12 protein-coding genes are annotated in these 15,489 nt (G+C 39.7%); 6 read left to right on the top strand and 6 right to left on the bottom strand.

All coding sequences use genetic code 11. The features are described 5' to 3' along the window. The first annotated feature begins 77 nt into the window (after positions 1–77). The gene (gene fbp / locus CRO17_RS12910) at positions 78–2,009 is read left to right on the top strand and encodes a fructose-1,6-bisphosphatase (RefSeq protein ID WP_097042853.1); all 1,932 of its coding nucleotides are present in this window, start codon (positions 78–80) and stop codon (positions 2,007–2,009) included. A 92-nt stretch (positions 2,010–2,101) separates the two neighbouring features. Here the strand turns inward: fbp and CRO17_RS12905 are convergent, their stop codons facing one another. Next, the gene (locus CRO17_RS12905; protein WP_097042851.1) at positions 2,102–3,328 is read right to left on the bottom strand and encodes a CynX/NimT family MFS transporter; all 1,227 of its coding nucleotides are present in this window, start codon (positions 3,326–3,328) and stop codon (positions 2,102–2,104) included. Between the two features lie 384 nt (positions 3,329–3,712). On the opposite strand from CRO17_RS12905, the gene CRO17_RS12900 reads away from it, so the two are divergent. Beyond that, positions 3,713–4,204 (top strand): hypothetical protein, encoded by a 492-nt coding sequence (locus CRO17_RS12900; RefSeq protein WP_097042849.1) that lies wholly within the window; start codon positions 3,713–3,715, stop codon positions 4,202–4,204. A gap of 61 nt (positions 4,205–4,265) precedes the next feature. Here the strand turns inward: CRO17_RS12900 and CRO17_RS17605 are convergent, their stop codons facing one another. Continuing rightward, positions 4,266–4,439, bottom strand: a complete 174-nt coding sequence (locus tag CRO17_RS17605; RefSeq protein ID WP_179637049.1) for a hypothetical protein — start codon at positions 4,437–4,439, stop codon at positions 4,266–4,268. A gap of 502 nt (positions 4,440–4,941) precedes the next feature. On the opposite strand from CRO17_RS17605, the gene CRO17_RS12895 reads away from it, so the two are divergent. The 4 genes from CRO17_RS12895 to CRO17_RS12880 all read left to right on the top strand — a co-directional run bounded on the left by CRO17_RS12895 (position 4,942) and on the right by CRO17_RS12880 (position 10,127). Continuing rightward, entirely contained in the window at positions 4,942–5,739 is a 798-nt protein-coding gene (locus CRO17_RS12895) for an AAC(3) family N-acetyltransferase (protein ID WP_097042847.1), read from the top strand. A 237-nt stretch (positions 5,740–5,976) separates the two neighbouring features. Continuing rightward, positions 5,977–7,662 (top strand): methyl-accepting chemotaxis protein, encoded by a 1,686-nt coding sequence (locus CRO17_RS12890; protein ID WP_097042845.1) that lies wholly within the window; start codon positions 5,977–5,979, stop codon positions 7,660–7,662. A 250-nt stretch (positions 7,663–7,912) separates the two neighbouring features. Further along, on the top strand, positions 7,913–9,331 hold the full coding sequence (locus CRO17_RS12885) for a YhgE/Pip domain-containing protein (protein ID WP_245864789.1): 1,419 nt from the start codon (positions 7,913–7,915) through the stop codon (positions 9,329–9,331). Positions 9,332–9,473: 142 nt separating this feature from the next. Beyond that, a complete protein-coding gene (locus CRO17_RS12880) occupies positions 9,474–10,127 on the top strand; it encodes a TetR/AcrR family transcriptional regulator (RefSeq protein ID WP_097042840.1) in 654 nt (217 codons plus the stop codon). An 86-nt stretch (positions 10,128–10,213) separates the two neighbouring features. On the opposite strand, the gene CRO17_RS12875 is transcribed toward CRO17_RS12880, so the two are convergent. The 4 genes from CRO17_RS12875 to CRO17_RS12860 form a co-directional block, all read right to left on the bottom strand. Further along, the gene (locus tag CRO17_RS12875; protein WP_077305045.1) at positions 10,214–10,399 is read right to left on the bottom strand and encodes a hypothetical protein; all 186 of its coding nucleotides are present in this window, start codon (positions 10,397–10,399) and stop codon (positions 10,214–10,216) included. Between the two features lie 13 nt (positions 10,400–10,412). Continuing rightward, on the bottom strand, positions 10,413–11,609 hold the full coding sequence (locus CRO17_RS12870) for a class I SAM-dependent rRNA methyltransferase (RefSeq protein ID WP_097042839.1): 1,197 nt from the start codon (positions 11,607–11,609) through the stop codon (positions 10,413–10,415). Positions 11,610–11,812: 203 nt separating this feature from the next. Further along, entirely contained in the window at positions 11,813–14,842 is a 3,030-nt protein-coding gene (locus tag CRO17_RS17905; protein ID WP_143596026.1) for a phosphatase PAP2 family protein, read from the bottom strand. A gap of 381 nt (positions 14,843–15,223) precedes the next feature. Then, positions 15,224–15,489, bottom strand: a 266-nt coding sequence (locus tag CRO17_RS12860; protein WP_281253828.1) for a TCP-1/cpn60 chaperonin family protein, incomplete at its 5' end; no start/stop codon positions are given.

Raw genomic sequence — 15,489 nt, 5'->3', positions numbered from 1 at the left:
ACATGATCGTAAGTTTCTCTTATAATAGAATAAGGTAAACTATACATATACGAATGTTTTAAAGGAGCTATCCAACGGTGAATACCAAATACTTAGACCTATTGGCACAAAAATATGATACGGAAGAAAAAGTTGTTACCGAAATCATTAATTTGAAGGCCATTCTCAACTTACCGAAAGGAACAGAGCATTTTGTCAGTGACCTGCATGGCGAGTATCAAGCCTTTCAACACGTATTGCGTAATGGTTCCGGGAGAGTAAAAGAGAAAATCAGAGATATATTTAGCGGCAGCATTTATGAGAAAGAAATCGATGAACTCGCCGCTTTGGTTTATTACCCGGAAGACAAACTGCAAGTCATCAAAAATGACTTTAATAAAGAAGAAGCATTGAATGAGTGGTATAAAAAAACGATCAAACGGTTGATCAAGCTTGTTTCTTATTCTTCTTCTAAATATACGCGCTCTAAATTACGGAAGGCGCTTCCTAGCCAATTTGCTTATATCATTGAAGAGCTTTTATATAAAACAGAGGAAAACGGCAATAAAGAACAATATTATTCCGAAATTATTGAGCAAGTGATTACCCTTGGACAAGCCGAGAAACTCGTTATTGGACTCGCTTACAGCACGCAGCAGTTAGTTGTAGATCACTTGCACGTTGTCGGCGATATTTATGATCGCGGACCGGAGCCAGATAAGATTATGGAGGAGCTTATTAATTATCATTCCGTAGATGTGCAATGGGGAAATCATGATGTGCTCTGGATTGGTGCTTTTGCTGGATCAAAGGTGTGCTTGGCAAATATTCTTCGTATTTGTGCGCGTTATGATAATTTGGACATCATTGAAGATGCCTATGGTATAAATCTTCGTCCGCTATTGAATTTAGCGGAGAAATATTACGATGACAATCCTGCTTTTCGTCCAAAAACACAAGCAGATAAACATACTTCAGAGCATGAGATTAAACAAATCACTAAAATGCATCAGGCAATTGCAATGATCCAGTTTAAGCTGGAAAGCCCGATAATTAAGAGACGTCCGAATTTCAATATGAAAGAACGCTTGCTGCTTGAGAAAATTGATTATACATCCAACAAGATTACGCTAGACGGCAGCACCTATAATTTAAAAAATACTTGTTTTGCTACAGTAAATCCAAAACAGCCGGATATGATGCTTGAAGAAGAACAGCAGGTTATCGATAAGCTGTTATTTTCTGTTCAGCATTCTGAGAAATTAGCTCGACATATGAACTTCTTGATGAGAAAAGGCAGTCTCTATTTGCGCTATAACGGAAATCTGTTAATTCACGGCTGTATTCCAATTGATGAAAACGGCGATATGGAGAAAATGGAGATTGAAGGCAAGTCTTATGCAGGTCGTGAACTGCTTGATCGATTTGAAAAGTTTCTTCGGGAAGCATTTGCAGCGCCAGAGAAAACAGACGACCTTGCAACGGACATGGTCTGGTATTTATGGACAGGCGAATACTCCTCCCTCTTTGGCAAACGAGCGATGACAACGTTTGAACGTTACTTTATTGAAGATAAGGCCGTTCATAAAGAAGTGAAGAATCACTATTATTACCTGCGCGAAAATGAAGATACTTGCCATAAAATCCTGACAGAATTTGATTTAGACCCGGAACATGGCCATATTATCAATGGGCATACGCCTGTAAAAGAAATCGAAGGCGAAAACCCGATTAAAGCAAATGGACGAATTATCGTTATCGACGGCGGATTCTCTAAAGCTTATCAGTCCACAACCGGCATTGCGGGATACACCTTGCTATACAATTCCTACGGCATGCAGCTCGTCGCTCATAAGCATTTCAACTCAAAAGAAGAAGTGCTCCATGACGGAACCGATGTCTTATCTGTAAAACGATTAGTCGACAAAGAGCTGGAACGGAAAAAGGTGCTTGAAACCAACGTTGGTGAAGAGTTATGCAAGGAGATATCTATCTTGAAAGATTTGATGGAATATCGGTATATGAAGTAACAGCAGCAAGGAACCCAGAGAATACTCTCTGGGTTCTTTTTTTGGATTTTATAGGATAGTTCTGCTAAACAAGCAACAAAAAAGGCGAGGAATTACTCCTCACCTTTCGCTTCTTCCATATAAATTTTTTGATCCTTCCCTGCAATGGTTCCAAGAAAGGCAATGCAAAGTGCTACTACCATCAGAATCGCCAGCGGCACGGTCCAGCCGCCTGTTACTTCTGCAATCGTTCCTAACAGAAGCGGTCCCATCGCTGCAATTAGGTAACCAAAGGATTGCGCCATACCGGATAACTGCGAGGATTCCTCCACTGTATTGGTCCGGAGCACAAAGAACATCATGGCTAAGCTGAATGTTGTTCCAGCACCGATACCTGTCAAAATTAGAAAGACAACAATAAGATGAGACGATACTAACCAAACTCCGATTAAGCCAAATAAAAATAACAAACCAGAAATACAGCCGATTAAGCGCTGGCTCTTCATTCTGGCAGCTATGATAGGTGCAATAAAGGTCGTTGGGATTAACCCTACCTGGTAAATAGCTACGAGCCAGCCAGCTTCACTTTCGCTATATCCTTTACTTAAGAAGATATCTGGCAGCCACGTAAACAGGCTGTAAGGAATAAACGACTGCAGCCCCATAAATAGCGTGACAGCCCAAGCAATTTTAGATTTAAACAATCTTTTTGATGGCTGGTTCTGTATTTTAACAAAGACTTTCTTTTTCGCTGACCGTATGGCCGGCAAGCGAAGAACGAGTATGATAACGGCGATGAGCGAGATGATACTCCATAGCTGCATCGCACTTCTCCATCCGAAAGCAGGCAATGTAGCAATCGGAACGGAGATACCTGATGCCAGCGCGCCAAATACGTTCATAGAAACAGAATAAAAACCGGTCATTAGTCCGATTTGATACGGAAAAGTGGATTTAATTAATCCAGGCATCAGCACGTTACCAAAAGCAATTGCCATTCCCATTAGAACTGTGCCAAATAACAGCACTGGCAGATCGTTTAATGCACGAATAAAAACGCCAATTGTTAAAAGCCCCATGGCAAAGAGCAGCGTAATCTCCATGCCAAATTTACTTGAGATTTTAGGCACAAGCGGTGAAAAAATACCAAAAGCAAGTAATGGCAGTGTATTTACTAACCCAATCATCGAGTTTGGAACACCTAGCTCTTCTCGGAAAAAGGGAATAAGCGGTCCAACGGAAGTAATTGGGGAACGCAAAGTAGCAGCAATTACTAAAATCGCCGCAATTAATAAAAATGTATAATAACGTTTTTGTTTTTTTGTTGAAATTAAATTCAATTAAATGCTCCTTCCTATTAAATTGTCTCAAAAACACAACAACTAATCATAACAAAGGTTTATTTAATCCGGAAGAAAAAAGTTTACCAGTTTATTAAATAGTTAAGGTTATTGTTTTGTAAGTATTATGAAAAGTACATGAGACAAGCCATCTATCGATATCACGTATGGTGTTTCCCTAATTAAAGCGCCGGTACTCCTGTTTATCTTTTGTTTACATAAAGAAAGTAATGTAACGGCAGCACTTGTTTGTTGTAAGTAGTCGTTTTAACTTTTGCATACACTTCTTTATAAATGACGTAAAAGTTAATACCTTCAGGACATTCACCCAAACACTAGTCACAAACCTACATATTCTACATGGAATGCACGGGAGGTATGTTTATGACCAACTTTTCTTCCTTCCAAGGAACGGTTACGACGATTCGTGACTTTCCCGGAAATGGCGAGGGCTGCTATAAGTTTATAACATTAGAAAACAATGCCGGCGCGGTTGTCAATTTCATCGCATCTCCTTCCACTTACTTTGTGGATCATAGCATGCTAGCTGTCGGCGACGTGGTAACAGGCTACTATAATGGCGATGCACCGGTAATTCTTATCTACCCACCCCAATATGCAGCGCTTGTTATGGTGAAAGAAAACAGCAATCAGAATGTAAAGGTAAGTTACTTTAATGAGCAGCTTGTAAGTAATGACGGGCAGCTGCAACTGAACATTTCACCATATACGCCATTGCTGCTTATAAACGGGCAAGCTTTTACGAGTAACCTAGCAAATAAGGACCTTATCGTGGTATATGGACCTGCGACGAAAAGTATCCCATCTCAGACTGTCCCTTATAAAGTGATTGTTCTGTGTTTGCAGCAGAATTAGAAAAGATTGCTTGAAGCAAAAAAAAGGCGCACCGTAATGGTGCGCCTTTAAACGATCTATATTAATTGGACTCTTCTTCCTCTTCCTCTGTACCCTCATCAGTTTCGCCTGCATCATCTTGGTTTTCCTGCTCTTCGATTTGTTCATCATCAGCTGGTTCTTCGTCATCATTACCACAAGCCGCCAACGCTAACACTGATACTAATCCCAAAGCCAGCATCCACTTTTTAATCAAAGAAAACCTCTCCTTTTTTGATAAACAAAATTAAGATACTTAAGTAAGATACCAAACTGATGTTAAGGAGTGGTCAAGCCATTGTAAATAAGTGTTAAGGTTAGCGATAATCGGCTGTCTAACTTAATAGAAACTTTTTGCATAAATGGAAGGAAGTTTTTCGTATGCAGTGTGACTCCTCGTTATTCTTCCCCCTGCTGTACTCTGTTTGCCCTTCTCCTTAAATGAATAATAATAAAAACAACTCCCATCACCAGGGCTACTATCGGCCACCACAATATACTGCCGCTATATGCACTGCGACTTCCACCATTAGCAGAAACGATTTCATGGGGTAAAACAAAAGATAAGACTGAATAACATAGAACATCACAAACGATGCTAAAAGCGATAAAACACCTGATAATAAGTAGATGAATTTGGTGTTGAAAACCAAGTAGAATGCTCCATATGTTAAAATATTCTAAAATAAGAAATTAAATAATATTTTAGGAGCTTAGCCATGTCTGAAAAAGATACAATTAAAAGCACCAGCACTCCGCAAACGCGCAGTTCCCTAGCAAACGATTTGCGAAATCTAGGTTTAACAAAAGGAATGACCGTATTAGTCCACAGCTCCATGAGCACACTTGGATGGGTTTGCGGCGGTCCAGTAGCTGTCATACAAGCACTGCAAGATGTCTTAACACCAAGCGGGACACTAATTATGCCTGCCCATAGCGCCAACGTATCGGATCCTGCAGAATGGGGAAACCCGCCTGTGCCAGAATCATGGTGGGAAACAATCCGAGAAGAAATGCCTGCATTTGATCCTCAACTAACTCCTGCCTTCTTTATGGGGAAAATTGTTGACACTTTTCTTACCTTCCCTGATGTTAAGCGAAGCTATCATCCTGTCTCCTCCTTCGCAGCCTGGGGGAAGCATCAAGACAAAATCACAGACAGCCATTCTTTAGATAATAGTCTTGGCGAAGACTCTCCGCTGGCACGCATCTATGATTTAAATGGACATGTTCTGCTGCTCGGAGTTGGTTATGACAACAATACTTCCATGCATCTTGGTGAGTATAGAGCTGGGAATATGCCGGTTATTACAAAGAGTAGTCCAGTATTTGAGAATGGGAAGAAGGTTTGGAAAACATTTTCTGATATAGAGTTTGATGAAGAACGCTTTCCCGCTATCGGAGAAGCTTTCGAGAAGGACAGTCATGTGAACATCGCTAAGATTGGAGATGCAGAGGCGAGACTAATATCTCAGCCAGCTATTGTTGATTACACAACTAGTTATCTGCAAAAATAGACTAGCTTAAACAGAAAGCGGGTGACCAAAACCTAATGGTCACCCGCTTTCTGTTCTAACACTTTTACTAAACAATTAATTTGAGTGCTTCTCTTTAAAAATCCTTGAACATGTCGATATAAAGAAGTAACGTATTATTTTCTGGTTAGCGAGACTAATCAACTTGGGATAAGTAATGTATGTATGGTATTTTTATTGACTTCAAACGATTATCTACATGAGGAAAGGAATTTATTAATGCAAATTAAAACAAAACTTCTGGGGATTATCTCTATCTTGATATTTTCATTAGTGTTAATTGGAGGTTCCTCTCTTTATATCAATTCTTCTATGATCGAGAAGAATGAGATTTTGAAGGATAAAATGGAATTTCAGAATCAAATCAAACATGTACAGTACCGATTAGCAGGCTTATCCAATGATGAAAGAGGATTTCTCGTCACTGGCGACAGTCAATTTGCAGATGGAATGCAAGAAAAAAGTGACGACATCTTTTCTACTTTGGACCAATTAGAAACTCTGATACACAATCAAGGATATACGCGTAATGTAGATGATATCCGAACGAACTTCACAGCTTTTTGGAGCATGAACCAAGAGGTCATTTCTCAATATGCTTCCAACCCAAAAGAAGCGGAAGCACTTCACTTTGGCGAAGAACGAACATTACGGAAGCAAGTATTAGATCCATCCGTCAATGATCTAGTCGCTGAGTTGAATGAAGATGTAAAAGACCTGAAAAATGAGATTCATAGCTACGGATCGGTTAGTAAGTGGTTCATCACAGCTGTGACAATCATTTCAATTATACTAGGAATTATTTTAAGTCTGCTCCTTCTAAGGTCCATCTTAGTACCGCTTAGAAGCTTAAATCAACAGCTTGAAGAGATTGCTCAGGGAGATGCAGACCTTACACAGACAGTAGATGTTAAAAGTAAAGATGAATTTGGCCAGCTTGCTACTTCGTTTAATGCATTTGTTGACTCTCTTGCAGGTATTGTAAAGCAAATAAGCAGCTCATCTCAGCAAGTTGCAGCTTCTTCAGAAGAATTATCAGCAAGTGCCGAGCAGTCCAGAGCGACTTCGGATCAAATTTCGCACTCTATGAAGGAAATTGCTGCAACGAGTACAAATCAAAGTACGATGACCGAAAAAAGCGCTGCATCAATCACAGAAATATTAACGAGTCTTTCCAGCGTGGCGGAAAATACAAATAGCATTGCGGAAAGTTCCTCTCATATGAAAGACAAAGCAGAGATAGGTGCCGCGTCGATACATACAACATCCGAACAAATGGCTTTAATTGACCAGTCTGTTCGAGAAGCTGGCAATGGATTAGCATCATTGATGAAAGGTACAACCGAGATAAGTCATATCTCCTCCTTTATCACAGATATCTCGGAGCAAACGAATCTCCTAGCATTAAATGCTGCCATAGAAGCTGCACGAGCAGGAGAACACGGAAAAGGCTTTGCAGTTGTAGCTGAAGAAGTTCGCAAGCTAGCTGATGAAACAAATAAATCAGCCAGCCATATCAAACAGCTCGTTTCCACAATCGAAACGGACTCAAAAGATACCGAACATAATATCCATAATGTACAGCAAAACGTAGCATCAGGAATGCATCTAACCCTTGAAACCAAGGAGCAATTCAACGAAATAGTAAGCTATGTGGAACAAGTAACCTCTCAAATTCAAGAAGTTGCAGCTGCCACCCAACAACTAACTGCAGGCGCCGAAGTTATTCAGCATACGATTGCAACTCTGAATACAGGAACGAAGGAAACAGCAAGCAGATCCGACGCAGCCGCATTAGCAACAGCGGAACAATTAGGGTCAATGGAAGAAATCTCAAGTGCCGCTGTTTCACTTTCGAACTTGGCGGAAGAATTGCAGATGGTTGTTAGTCGGTTTAAGTATTAGAGATGTATTTTTAAAATATCTTTATGTTATCAAAAGAGTAGGTCCCTCAGGAAGTGTCTGTGGGACCTACTCTTTTTCTATTAACATACACCTCTGATTTACACTTCGAAATAACTTCACACTAAAAAGTGAGTAATCACTTTACTTTTCTGAATGATGTCCCTTATACTGACTTTGAACCAATAAAGCCAACCCATGTTTCAAAGTCTTCTCCACCCATTTTGAATAATTTTTCTTAGGAGGATTAATGATGAAAAGTGAATGGAAATCTCTAATTAAAAACAAGTCAATTCTAGCCGGTCTGATTGCTGTACTATTTATACCAGTTCTGTATTGCGGTACATTTCTTTGGGCATTTTGGGATCCATATGATGCAACTGATGAAATTCGTGTTGCTGTTGTCAATCAAGATGAAGCTGTGGATTATAATGGTACATCCATTAATTTTGGGGAAAGAATTGTTGAACAACTAGAGAATAACGAAAGTTTTGGCTGGGAGTTTGTTTCTAAAGAAGAAGCCATGGAAGGTTTAGAAGATCAAGCGTATTTTATGATGGTGGAAATTCCAAAGGATTTCTCCGAGAATTCTACGACTGCCTTGCGTTCCAATCCTACGCAGCCAACGCTTCTCTATACGCCGCATGAAAGTCGTAATTTCTTGGTCACGATGATTGAGAAAAGCGGGGTAGAAAGTTTGCAGCAAAACGTGTCCAACACATTAACTTCCACTTACATCAAGACACTAACAGAAACGATGAAGCAAACTAGTGAAGGATTGATGACAGCAAGCGAATCGACAACCAAGTTAGCAGATACTATTTCAGTAATGCAAAACAATTATGATACCGTTATACAAAGTCATCCTAGTCTAACGGCAGACCAAAAAAATCAATCAATCTCATCTTTTAATTCACTTAATGAGGGAGCAAACAGTTTAGCCACCAGCTTAACAGATGGTACGGAACAGCTTCAAGACGTAAACCTCACCCAGGAAAATATAGACATGATCGCCAATCCAGTGAAAATTAATACTGATAAGTTTACAAGTGTCCCTAACTATGGGCATGGATTTGCGCCGTTTACATTATCGCTCGGTCTTTTTATCGGAGCAATGCTCATTTCGATTGTTTTTCCTGTTCGAGATACTGTCTTCACACCTTCTTCTCCGTTTAGCTGGTTTATTAGTAAATTCAGTATCATTGGATTAGCAGCTATTATTCAGGCAATCATTGCATGTGTTTTTCTTTTAGGAATTCTAGAGTTAGAGGTTGGAAATGTTGGCTACTTTCTTCTGTTTACGTTGTTTACTAGTTTAGCATTTATAGCCCTGATACAACTGATTGTATCCGTATTAGGAGAAAAGGGACGATTCTTAATTATTCTGTTGTTAATATTACAAATTACGAGCAGCGGCGGAACGTTTCCGGTTGAGATGATACCTAATATCTTGCAAGAAGCAAGCACGTATCTTCCAATGACCTACTCTGTATCAGGATTCAGAGCGCTTGTATCAAACAGTAACAACGACCTCATGTGGCAAAATATCGGATTTTTATCCATATTTGCTTTCATTTCCATTATCGGTACACTATGTTATTTAACTTTCAAACACAGAAAGATAGATAAAGAAGAAGGAAACATAACAAATGAGAACTTTAATATAAGATAACGCAACTCACATGATAATCATTTTTGTGCAGCATTAGAATGTACTATGATAAAATTAGTTAGTCTAGATTCCATGCTTTACACTTACTGACGTATTGCATGGATTTCTTTTTAAAATAATCCATGAGTTGGGTGAATAGGTAATGGAACAAAAACTAGCTGATAAAATTAAAAAGATAAATGAAGAACATCTTAAAATGACAGATAAACAAAGCAGAATAATTGAAGTCGCTATCGAAGAATTTTCTCAAAATGGCTTTGCTTCCACATCCACAAGTCAAATTGCCAAAAAAGCTGGCGTTGCTGAAGGAACTATTTTTAAGCATTATAAAAATAAAAAGAACTTATTGCTTTCCATTGTTACACCTACCATGACAAAATTGGTAGCCCCCTTTGTTATGGACGGGTTTGATACCGTTTTTGATCAAGAGTATAAAACTTTTGGAGATTTTCTTAGAGCTATTTTAAAAAATCGATTCGAGTTTATGAAGGACAACTTATCGATCCTAAAAATTTTTATGCAGGAGATCTCTTTCCATCCTGAACTTCAGGAAAGTTACAAAGAATATATCGCGCAGCCATTATTCAAACGCTTAGAAGATACTATCACTCATTTTCAAGAGAAAGGCGAGATCAAAGAATTGCCTGTTCATACTGTCATCCGGTTCACAGTTTCTACAGTCATGGGACTTTTGTTCAGCCGGCATATTGTCTCTACAGATGCGAGCTGGGACGATAAAAGTGAAATTGAAATGACTGTTAATCTGATTGTAAATGGGCTTTCGCCTGAATCGTAATAGGTACCTCTGTACGTATTAATAGCAACTTTTACAGAAAAAAGCGTCAAACCCTGAGGGCTGACGCTTTTGCTGCTTCCTAATGATCATGGACGCTCTAATGCTTTATAATCCTCCATATATTTACCGCTATTAGCTACAAAAGAATGATAAAGTGCTTTAACAGCAAAATCCTTTTCTAAGTCCATTTCAGCTTTAAGTCTTTTTAATTCTTGACGTAATTCACTGTTTTGGTCAATTAATTTCGTCATGATTGTTTTGTTGTATTTCATGTTAGACACATCCTCACTTCATTACTTTAATAAATACGACTTTTAAATAGTTAAATTCAGGGTAATTGTCTGGTACGGTAAAATCTTCCGGCAGCTGGTGTTCCTCTAAGATTTTGTAGCTTGTGTTCGTTTCCGTGAATGCTTTATCGATAAATGTTTTGAACTTCTTCATGTTGAAGCTCGCGTTATTGGTGGATGCGATAATTACGCCACCGTCACTTGTGATCTTCAAGGTATCTTTAAGCAGTTTCGGATAATCCTTGGCTGTGCTGAATGATATCTTCTTTGTCCGCGCAAAACTTGGCGGATCCAGTACAACAACATCAAACTTTAAATCATGTCGAGCCGCATACCGGAAGTAATCAAATACATCCATCACTTTAATATCCTGCGCTTCATGATCAATTTCATTAACGGCAAATTGTTCGATTGTTTTTGGCAGGCTTCGTTTTGCTACGTCCACACTCGTTGTCTGCACCGCACCACCAAAAGCAGCTGCTACAGAAAACGCGCCTGTATAAGAAAATGTATTCAGTACCGTTTTCCCTTCTGAATACTTGTCACGTAACGCTTTACGTACATTACGCTGATCCAAGAAGATTCCTGTCATCGCTCCATCATTTAAATCCACCGCATATTTCATCCCGTTTTCTGAAACGATTAAAGGAAATTCTCCATGTTCACCTGACACATAATCATCTTGTTCCACATATTGGCCATTCGTATTAAATCGTAATTTCTCGTATAGCCCGCGCACCTCTGCCACTTCACCCAAAGCTTGATAGACAGCTTCACGGAAGGAATACATTCCTTCACTGTACCAATTCACTACGTAAAAGCCGTCATAATAATCAATGATTAAACCGCCGATACCGTCTCCTTCCCCATTAAACACACGGAAAGCAGTTGTATCTTCTGTTTCGTATAAATTCTTCCGCCTAGCAACAGCAGCACTAATTTTCTTAACAAAGAACGTCGTATCAATCTTTTCCTGTTCTTTACGCGTTAAAACCCAGCCTATCCCTTTATTTTGCAGGCCATAATATGCTGTTGCAAGATATCTGCCGCTGGAGTCAACTAAGCGTAAAATACTCCCTTCATCCATTGTTACTCCTGAATTTTCAACCGCTTCCTTGGCGAGTAACGGATAGCCATTCATTATATTTTTAACCGACTTCGGTTTTACTTTCACTTCTACTAACTGTCTCATACTGTCATCCTTACTTTTCTGGTTTATTTTAATTATGCCATTGTTTAATAAAATTAGCTAAATTGTATTAGTTTCACCTGTTAAAATAAACCCCACTCTACCTATCAAGAAAGGAAAAAGGCTTCTCATAAGTCTAATTGACTGATGAAAAGCCTTTTGTATACAATTCTCATGGTTTCTTACTCTGTTTACTGACTATTGATTTACTTAAACAATGATGCTTTTCTTCTTCTTATAAAGAAGAAAATCGTTCCGCTTACCAGCAGTATCAACCCAGCTAATAAGTACTGATAAGTATTTGTAGCGGTTTCTGGTAGTTTTTGTCCGTCTTCTATTTCAGACTGCTGCTGTGTTTCTCCATCTTCCGCTTCAGGCTGCTGCTGTGTTTCTCCGTCTTCTGTTACAGGTTGTAGCAATGTCTCTCCATCTTCAAAAGCGGTGTAGGTGCTGAAATGATCGGTTTGCGCTGTCACGCTTCCATCTTGCCATTCTCCGCCGATTGCTTCCCATTCTTTGCTCTCTGGATTCTGATAGAAGATTTGTACCTTGTCTTGATTGTTTACCTTGTCGCTATCAACGGAGAAAGTTAGTGTCACTTTTTCCTCGAAGGTTTTTAATTCTTTTCCGCCTTGTGTGATTGTAAAATCATAGACTGCGCTAACCGCTTGATCAATATCAGCTAGACGATTAAACTGAATAGCTGCAGCTTCGGATTCATGAATGAAATTCGAAGAAGCTAGTCGCAAGCTTACATTTTTTAATTCAATGTTGATAGTTATATGGTGCTCCTTCAGCCATTTTATTTGCTCTGAAGTTAATGCTAGATTAACAGAGTCATTCTGATCCTGTAAATCTATCGTTAATTCACCTTGATCAGCTAGTTGATAGAGCGCGTCTGTTTCAATTGTTGCCTCGCCATCGATAACGTCAGGTGTTAAGGTAACACTCGTTTGTTTCTGTGGGCTTTCTGGTTCATCCGTATCTTCTGGATCTTTAGGATTCTCTTCGTTGCCCGGTGTTTCAGGATCTTCCGAATCTGGTGTACCTGGATCAGAAGTACCGATTGCTTCGATATGTGCAACGGCGTTGTTTTCGTTATATGTGACTGTTACATCATAACCATCTGCGGTTACAGTATCGAATTTACCGTTCACCTTGTCAGCAGTCATTAACGTAATATCCGCAGCCTTGTCTATTTCATAAGTAGAAAGATCTAAATCCAGATCTCCGCCATCAAGGTATAACTGTCCGTCTACTTGTAGCTGCGTATCGCCATTATCCATTGCGATATCCAAGCTTCCAGCTTCCATTGTGAAGTTACCTTTTACATTTAGAGGCTCTTCGCCAGTAACTAAAACTGTACCATCTTCTACATAAAGGTCCCCTTCACCAAAGGCAGTCGCAGAAGCAGCTTCTAACGTTCCTCCCTGCAGCAATGTACCTCCTGCATAACTATTATTTCCTGTCAATGTAAGTGTTCCTGTCCCTTGCTTGGTAAGCATACCACTGCCAGTTATATCATTTCTCCACCAATCATGGGCATTAAATCTTCCTTTTGAAGCATCCATATTTACTGTTACATCGCTTAAAAACGCACCATATCCATCAGATGCTGTTACCAAATCAAGTCTGCCCCAACCATTGGATTCATCCAATACAGGGTAGCCTGATTCTATTTCTGTGGTATACAATACTTCTCGGCGTTGTTTGTCAGTCAAATAAGGCTGACGAGTTTCCAATAAAGCTTCAGCGCCTTTAGGCACTACAGGGTCTAAACCTTTTACGCCGTTCTGAGGCAATCCGTATGTAAGTTTTTCCCGGTAGAATGCTTTATTTGCATCATGATCTTCCCATTTTTGTTCATCGTACGCACTTTCAAACGTATAGTCCTCTGTTACCGTATGGGCATATTCGTACAAGCTCATTCCTTTTGCATCAGCTGCTTCACCGAATACTTCCCCAGCATTTTGATAAGCCTTATCTAATACCGCTTCGTTTTCTTTCAGGTTGAATGCGTATGCAGTCATTGCAGTTGATTGGATTCTTCCGCCAATAACATCCAGTGGCGAGTGCATACCAGTCACTATCCTATTTTCTCCCATTTGAGCTGCTCTGGTTAAGAATTCAGCATATCTTTCAGGCGTTGCGTACGCAAAACCGAATGACGATAAATAAGCCGCACTTGTATGTCCGCTTGGGAAAGCACCGTCTTTCCCTCTTCCATCTTCCGCTTTTCTTTTCACGTATTCTAATGCAGGAATCACTTTCACATTTGTTTCATATTGCTGGTAATGTCTTTCTCCCGTTGCTTTTTTACCGCCTGAAGGTAGTTCTTCTTCTGCAGCTTCACCACTACCGATCGTGGTCCATTTTGGTAACCCATACTCATCAACAACTTCTTTCACTTCTCCATTGGAATTCATTCTGTAAGGTCTTGGGGAGGAGAAAAAGTACTTAGAAGGACTGGAGGAAGATGGATTCCTAAATCTAATTAGATGCACTAAATCCATCGCATCCGTTAGTTTTGTACCCTCCCATTGCCCCATTCCTTGCGACTGATCCTCAACAGTTTCTTCTTCCAATACTACATTCATGTCCGCTTTTGATCGGACAACACTTGTAGTTGGATTCACAATATCTGCATAGGTATTCGCCAACGGTCCATAAGCATCCATTACACTATATATCTTATCTCTTTGATCATCATAATAGGCTGCTAACACTTCTTCGTCTGTCCGGTTATTCGTCACGTCTTCTACATACTTAATATTCGCTTTCCAAGTTTCAGGATTCCTGATTTCTTCGTTAGCGTATGTTTTTTTATCTGCTACTACCTTTGTCGGATCATTTTTATACCCATCAAAATAAACGGTAGGCCCGTCACCATATTTAGCAGCCTTACCGTTTGCACCTGGTACAGTTAACGCTGATCCGTCTCTCCAATCCGGTTGATTCATAGACCAAACCTGATCAAAACCGTCTAAAATACTGATAAAAGGATTAGTCCCAGCAATATTCTTTAGTGTAGGATCATTTGCATTTCCGCCATTATCCACCACTGGTAAAGGCTGATTAACCGCAGGCGGATTTGTATTTAATTCTCCAGAAGTTCCTTGTGGCTTTGAAGGTTTTGTGATTTCCTGATGACTCGCTGCCAAAACAGGAAGCTCGATAGAAGTCACAGTCAGCACAGCAAGTAGTAAAATGACTGCTATTTTTTTTATGAATCTCATGCTTTTTTATCTCCTTTTCTAGTGTATTTTATAATCACAAGTTCAACTCTATTGGATGCTTGTTAAATGAATGCAGGGAATTTGTTGAATTTTGGTGTTTTTTTTGTAAAGGTGGCGAATGGGGGAGCTAATTATTGAAAAAGGCAAGTCTTTGTTTAGAAGTGAAATAATACATTGCTATTGCTGAAAGTACGTGGTTGAGAAATCCAGCCAATTCCTGCATTTTATATCGAACTCATTTTTGCCATCCAGGAAATAAAAGAAGCCTCTTAAAAGTACATCCACTCATTAGAAGTTTCTTTTTAGGTGTTATTAAAACCCACCATTACGAAAAAAGCGCCAAACCCTAAGGTTTGGCGCTTTTTCTATAAAGAGACGGTCTTACATCATACCGCCCATGCCACCCATATCAGGCATGCCTGCGCCGCCAGCGTTTTCTTCTGGCTTGTCGGCTACTACTGCTTCAGTAGTCAGGAACATAGCTGCTACAGATGCTGCGTTTTGGAGTGCGGAGCGTGTTACTTTTGTTGGGTCAACGATACCTGTGTCAAGCATGTTTACCCATTCGCCTGTTGCTGCGTTGAAGCCGATGCCGACTTCTTCTTTTTTCAGGCGTTCGATGATAACAGAGCCTTCAAGGCCTGCGT

This window comes from Terribacillus aidingensis (genome assembly GCF_900215625.1).
Classification (GTDB): domain Bacteria; phylum Bacillota; class Bacilli; order Bacillales; family Amphibacillaceae; genus Terribacillus; species Terribacillus aidingensis.
Note: the sequence above shows the minus strand (reverse complement) of the source record. Positions and strands in the feature narration are given on the sequence as shown.

Excerpts from the sequence above, each read along its gene's own strand:
- CRO17_RS17905 (WP_143596026.1), bottom strand. The coding sequence starts at position 14,842 with ATGAGATTCATAAAAAAAATAGCAGTCATTTTACTACTTGCTGTGCTG.
- CRO17_RS12900 (WP_097042849.1), top strand. The coding sequence starts at position 3,713 with ATGACCAACTTTTCTTCCTTCCAAGGAACGGTTACGACGATTCGTGAC.
- CRO17_RS12870 (WP_097042839.1), bottom strand. The coding sequence starts at position 11,609 with ATGAGACAGTTAGTAGAAGTGAAAGTAAAACCGAAGTCGGTTAAAAAT.
- CRO17_RS12885 (WP_245864789.1), top strand. The coding sequence starts at position 7,913 with ATGAAAAGTGAATGGAAATCTCTAATTAAAAACAAGTCAATTCTAGCC.
- CRO17_RS12875 (WP_077305045.1), bottom strand. The coding sequence starts at position 10,399 with ATGAAATACAACAAAACAATCATGACGAAATTAATTGACCAAAACAGT.
- CRO17_RS12890 (WP_097042845.1), top strand. The coding sequence starts at position 5,977 with ATGCAAATTAAAACAAAACTTCTGGGGATTATCTCTATCTTGATATTT.
- CRO17_RS12895 (WP_097042847.1), top strand. The coding sequence starts at position 4,942 with ATGTCTGAAAAAGATACAATTAAAAGCACCAGCACTCCGCAAACGCGC.
- CRO17_RS12880 (WP_097042840.1), top strand. The coding sequence starts at position 9,474 with ATGGAACAAAAACTAGCTGATAAAATTAAAAAGATAAATGAAGAACAT.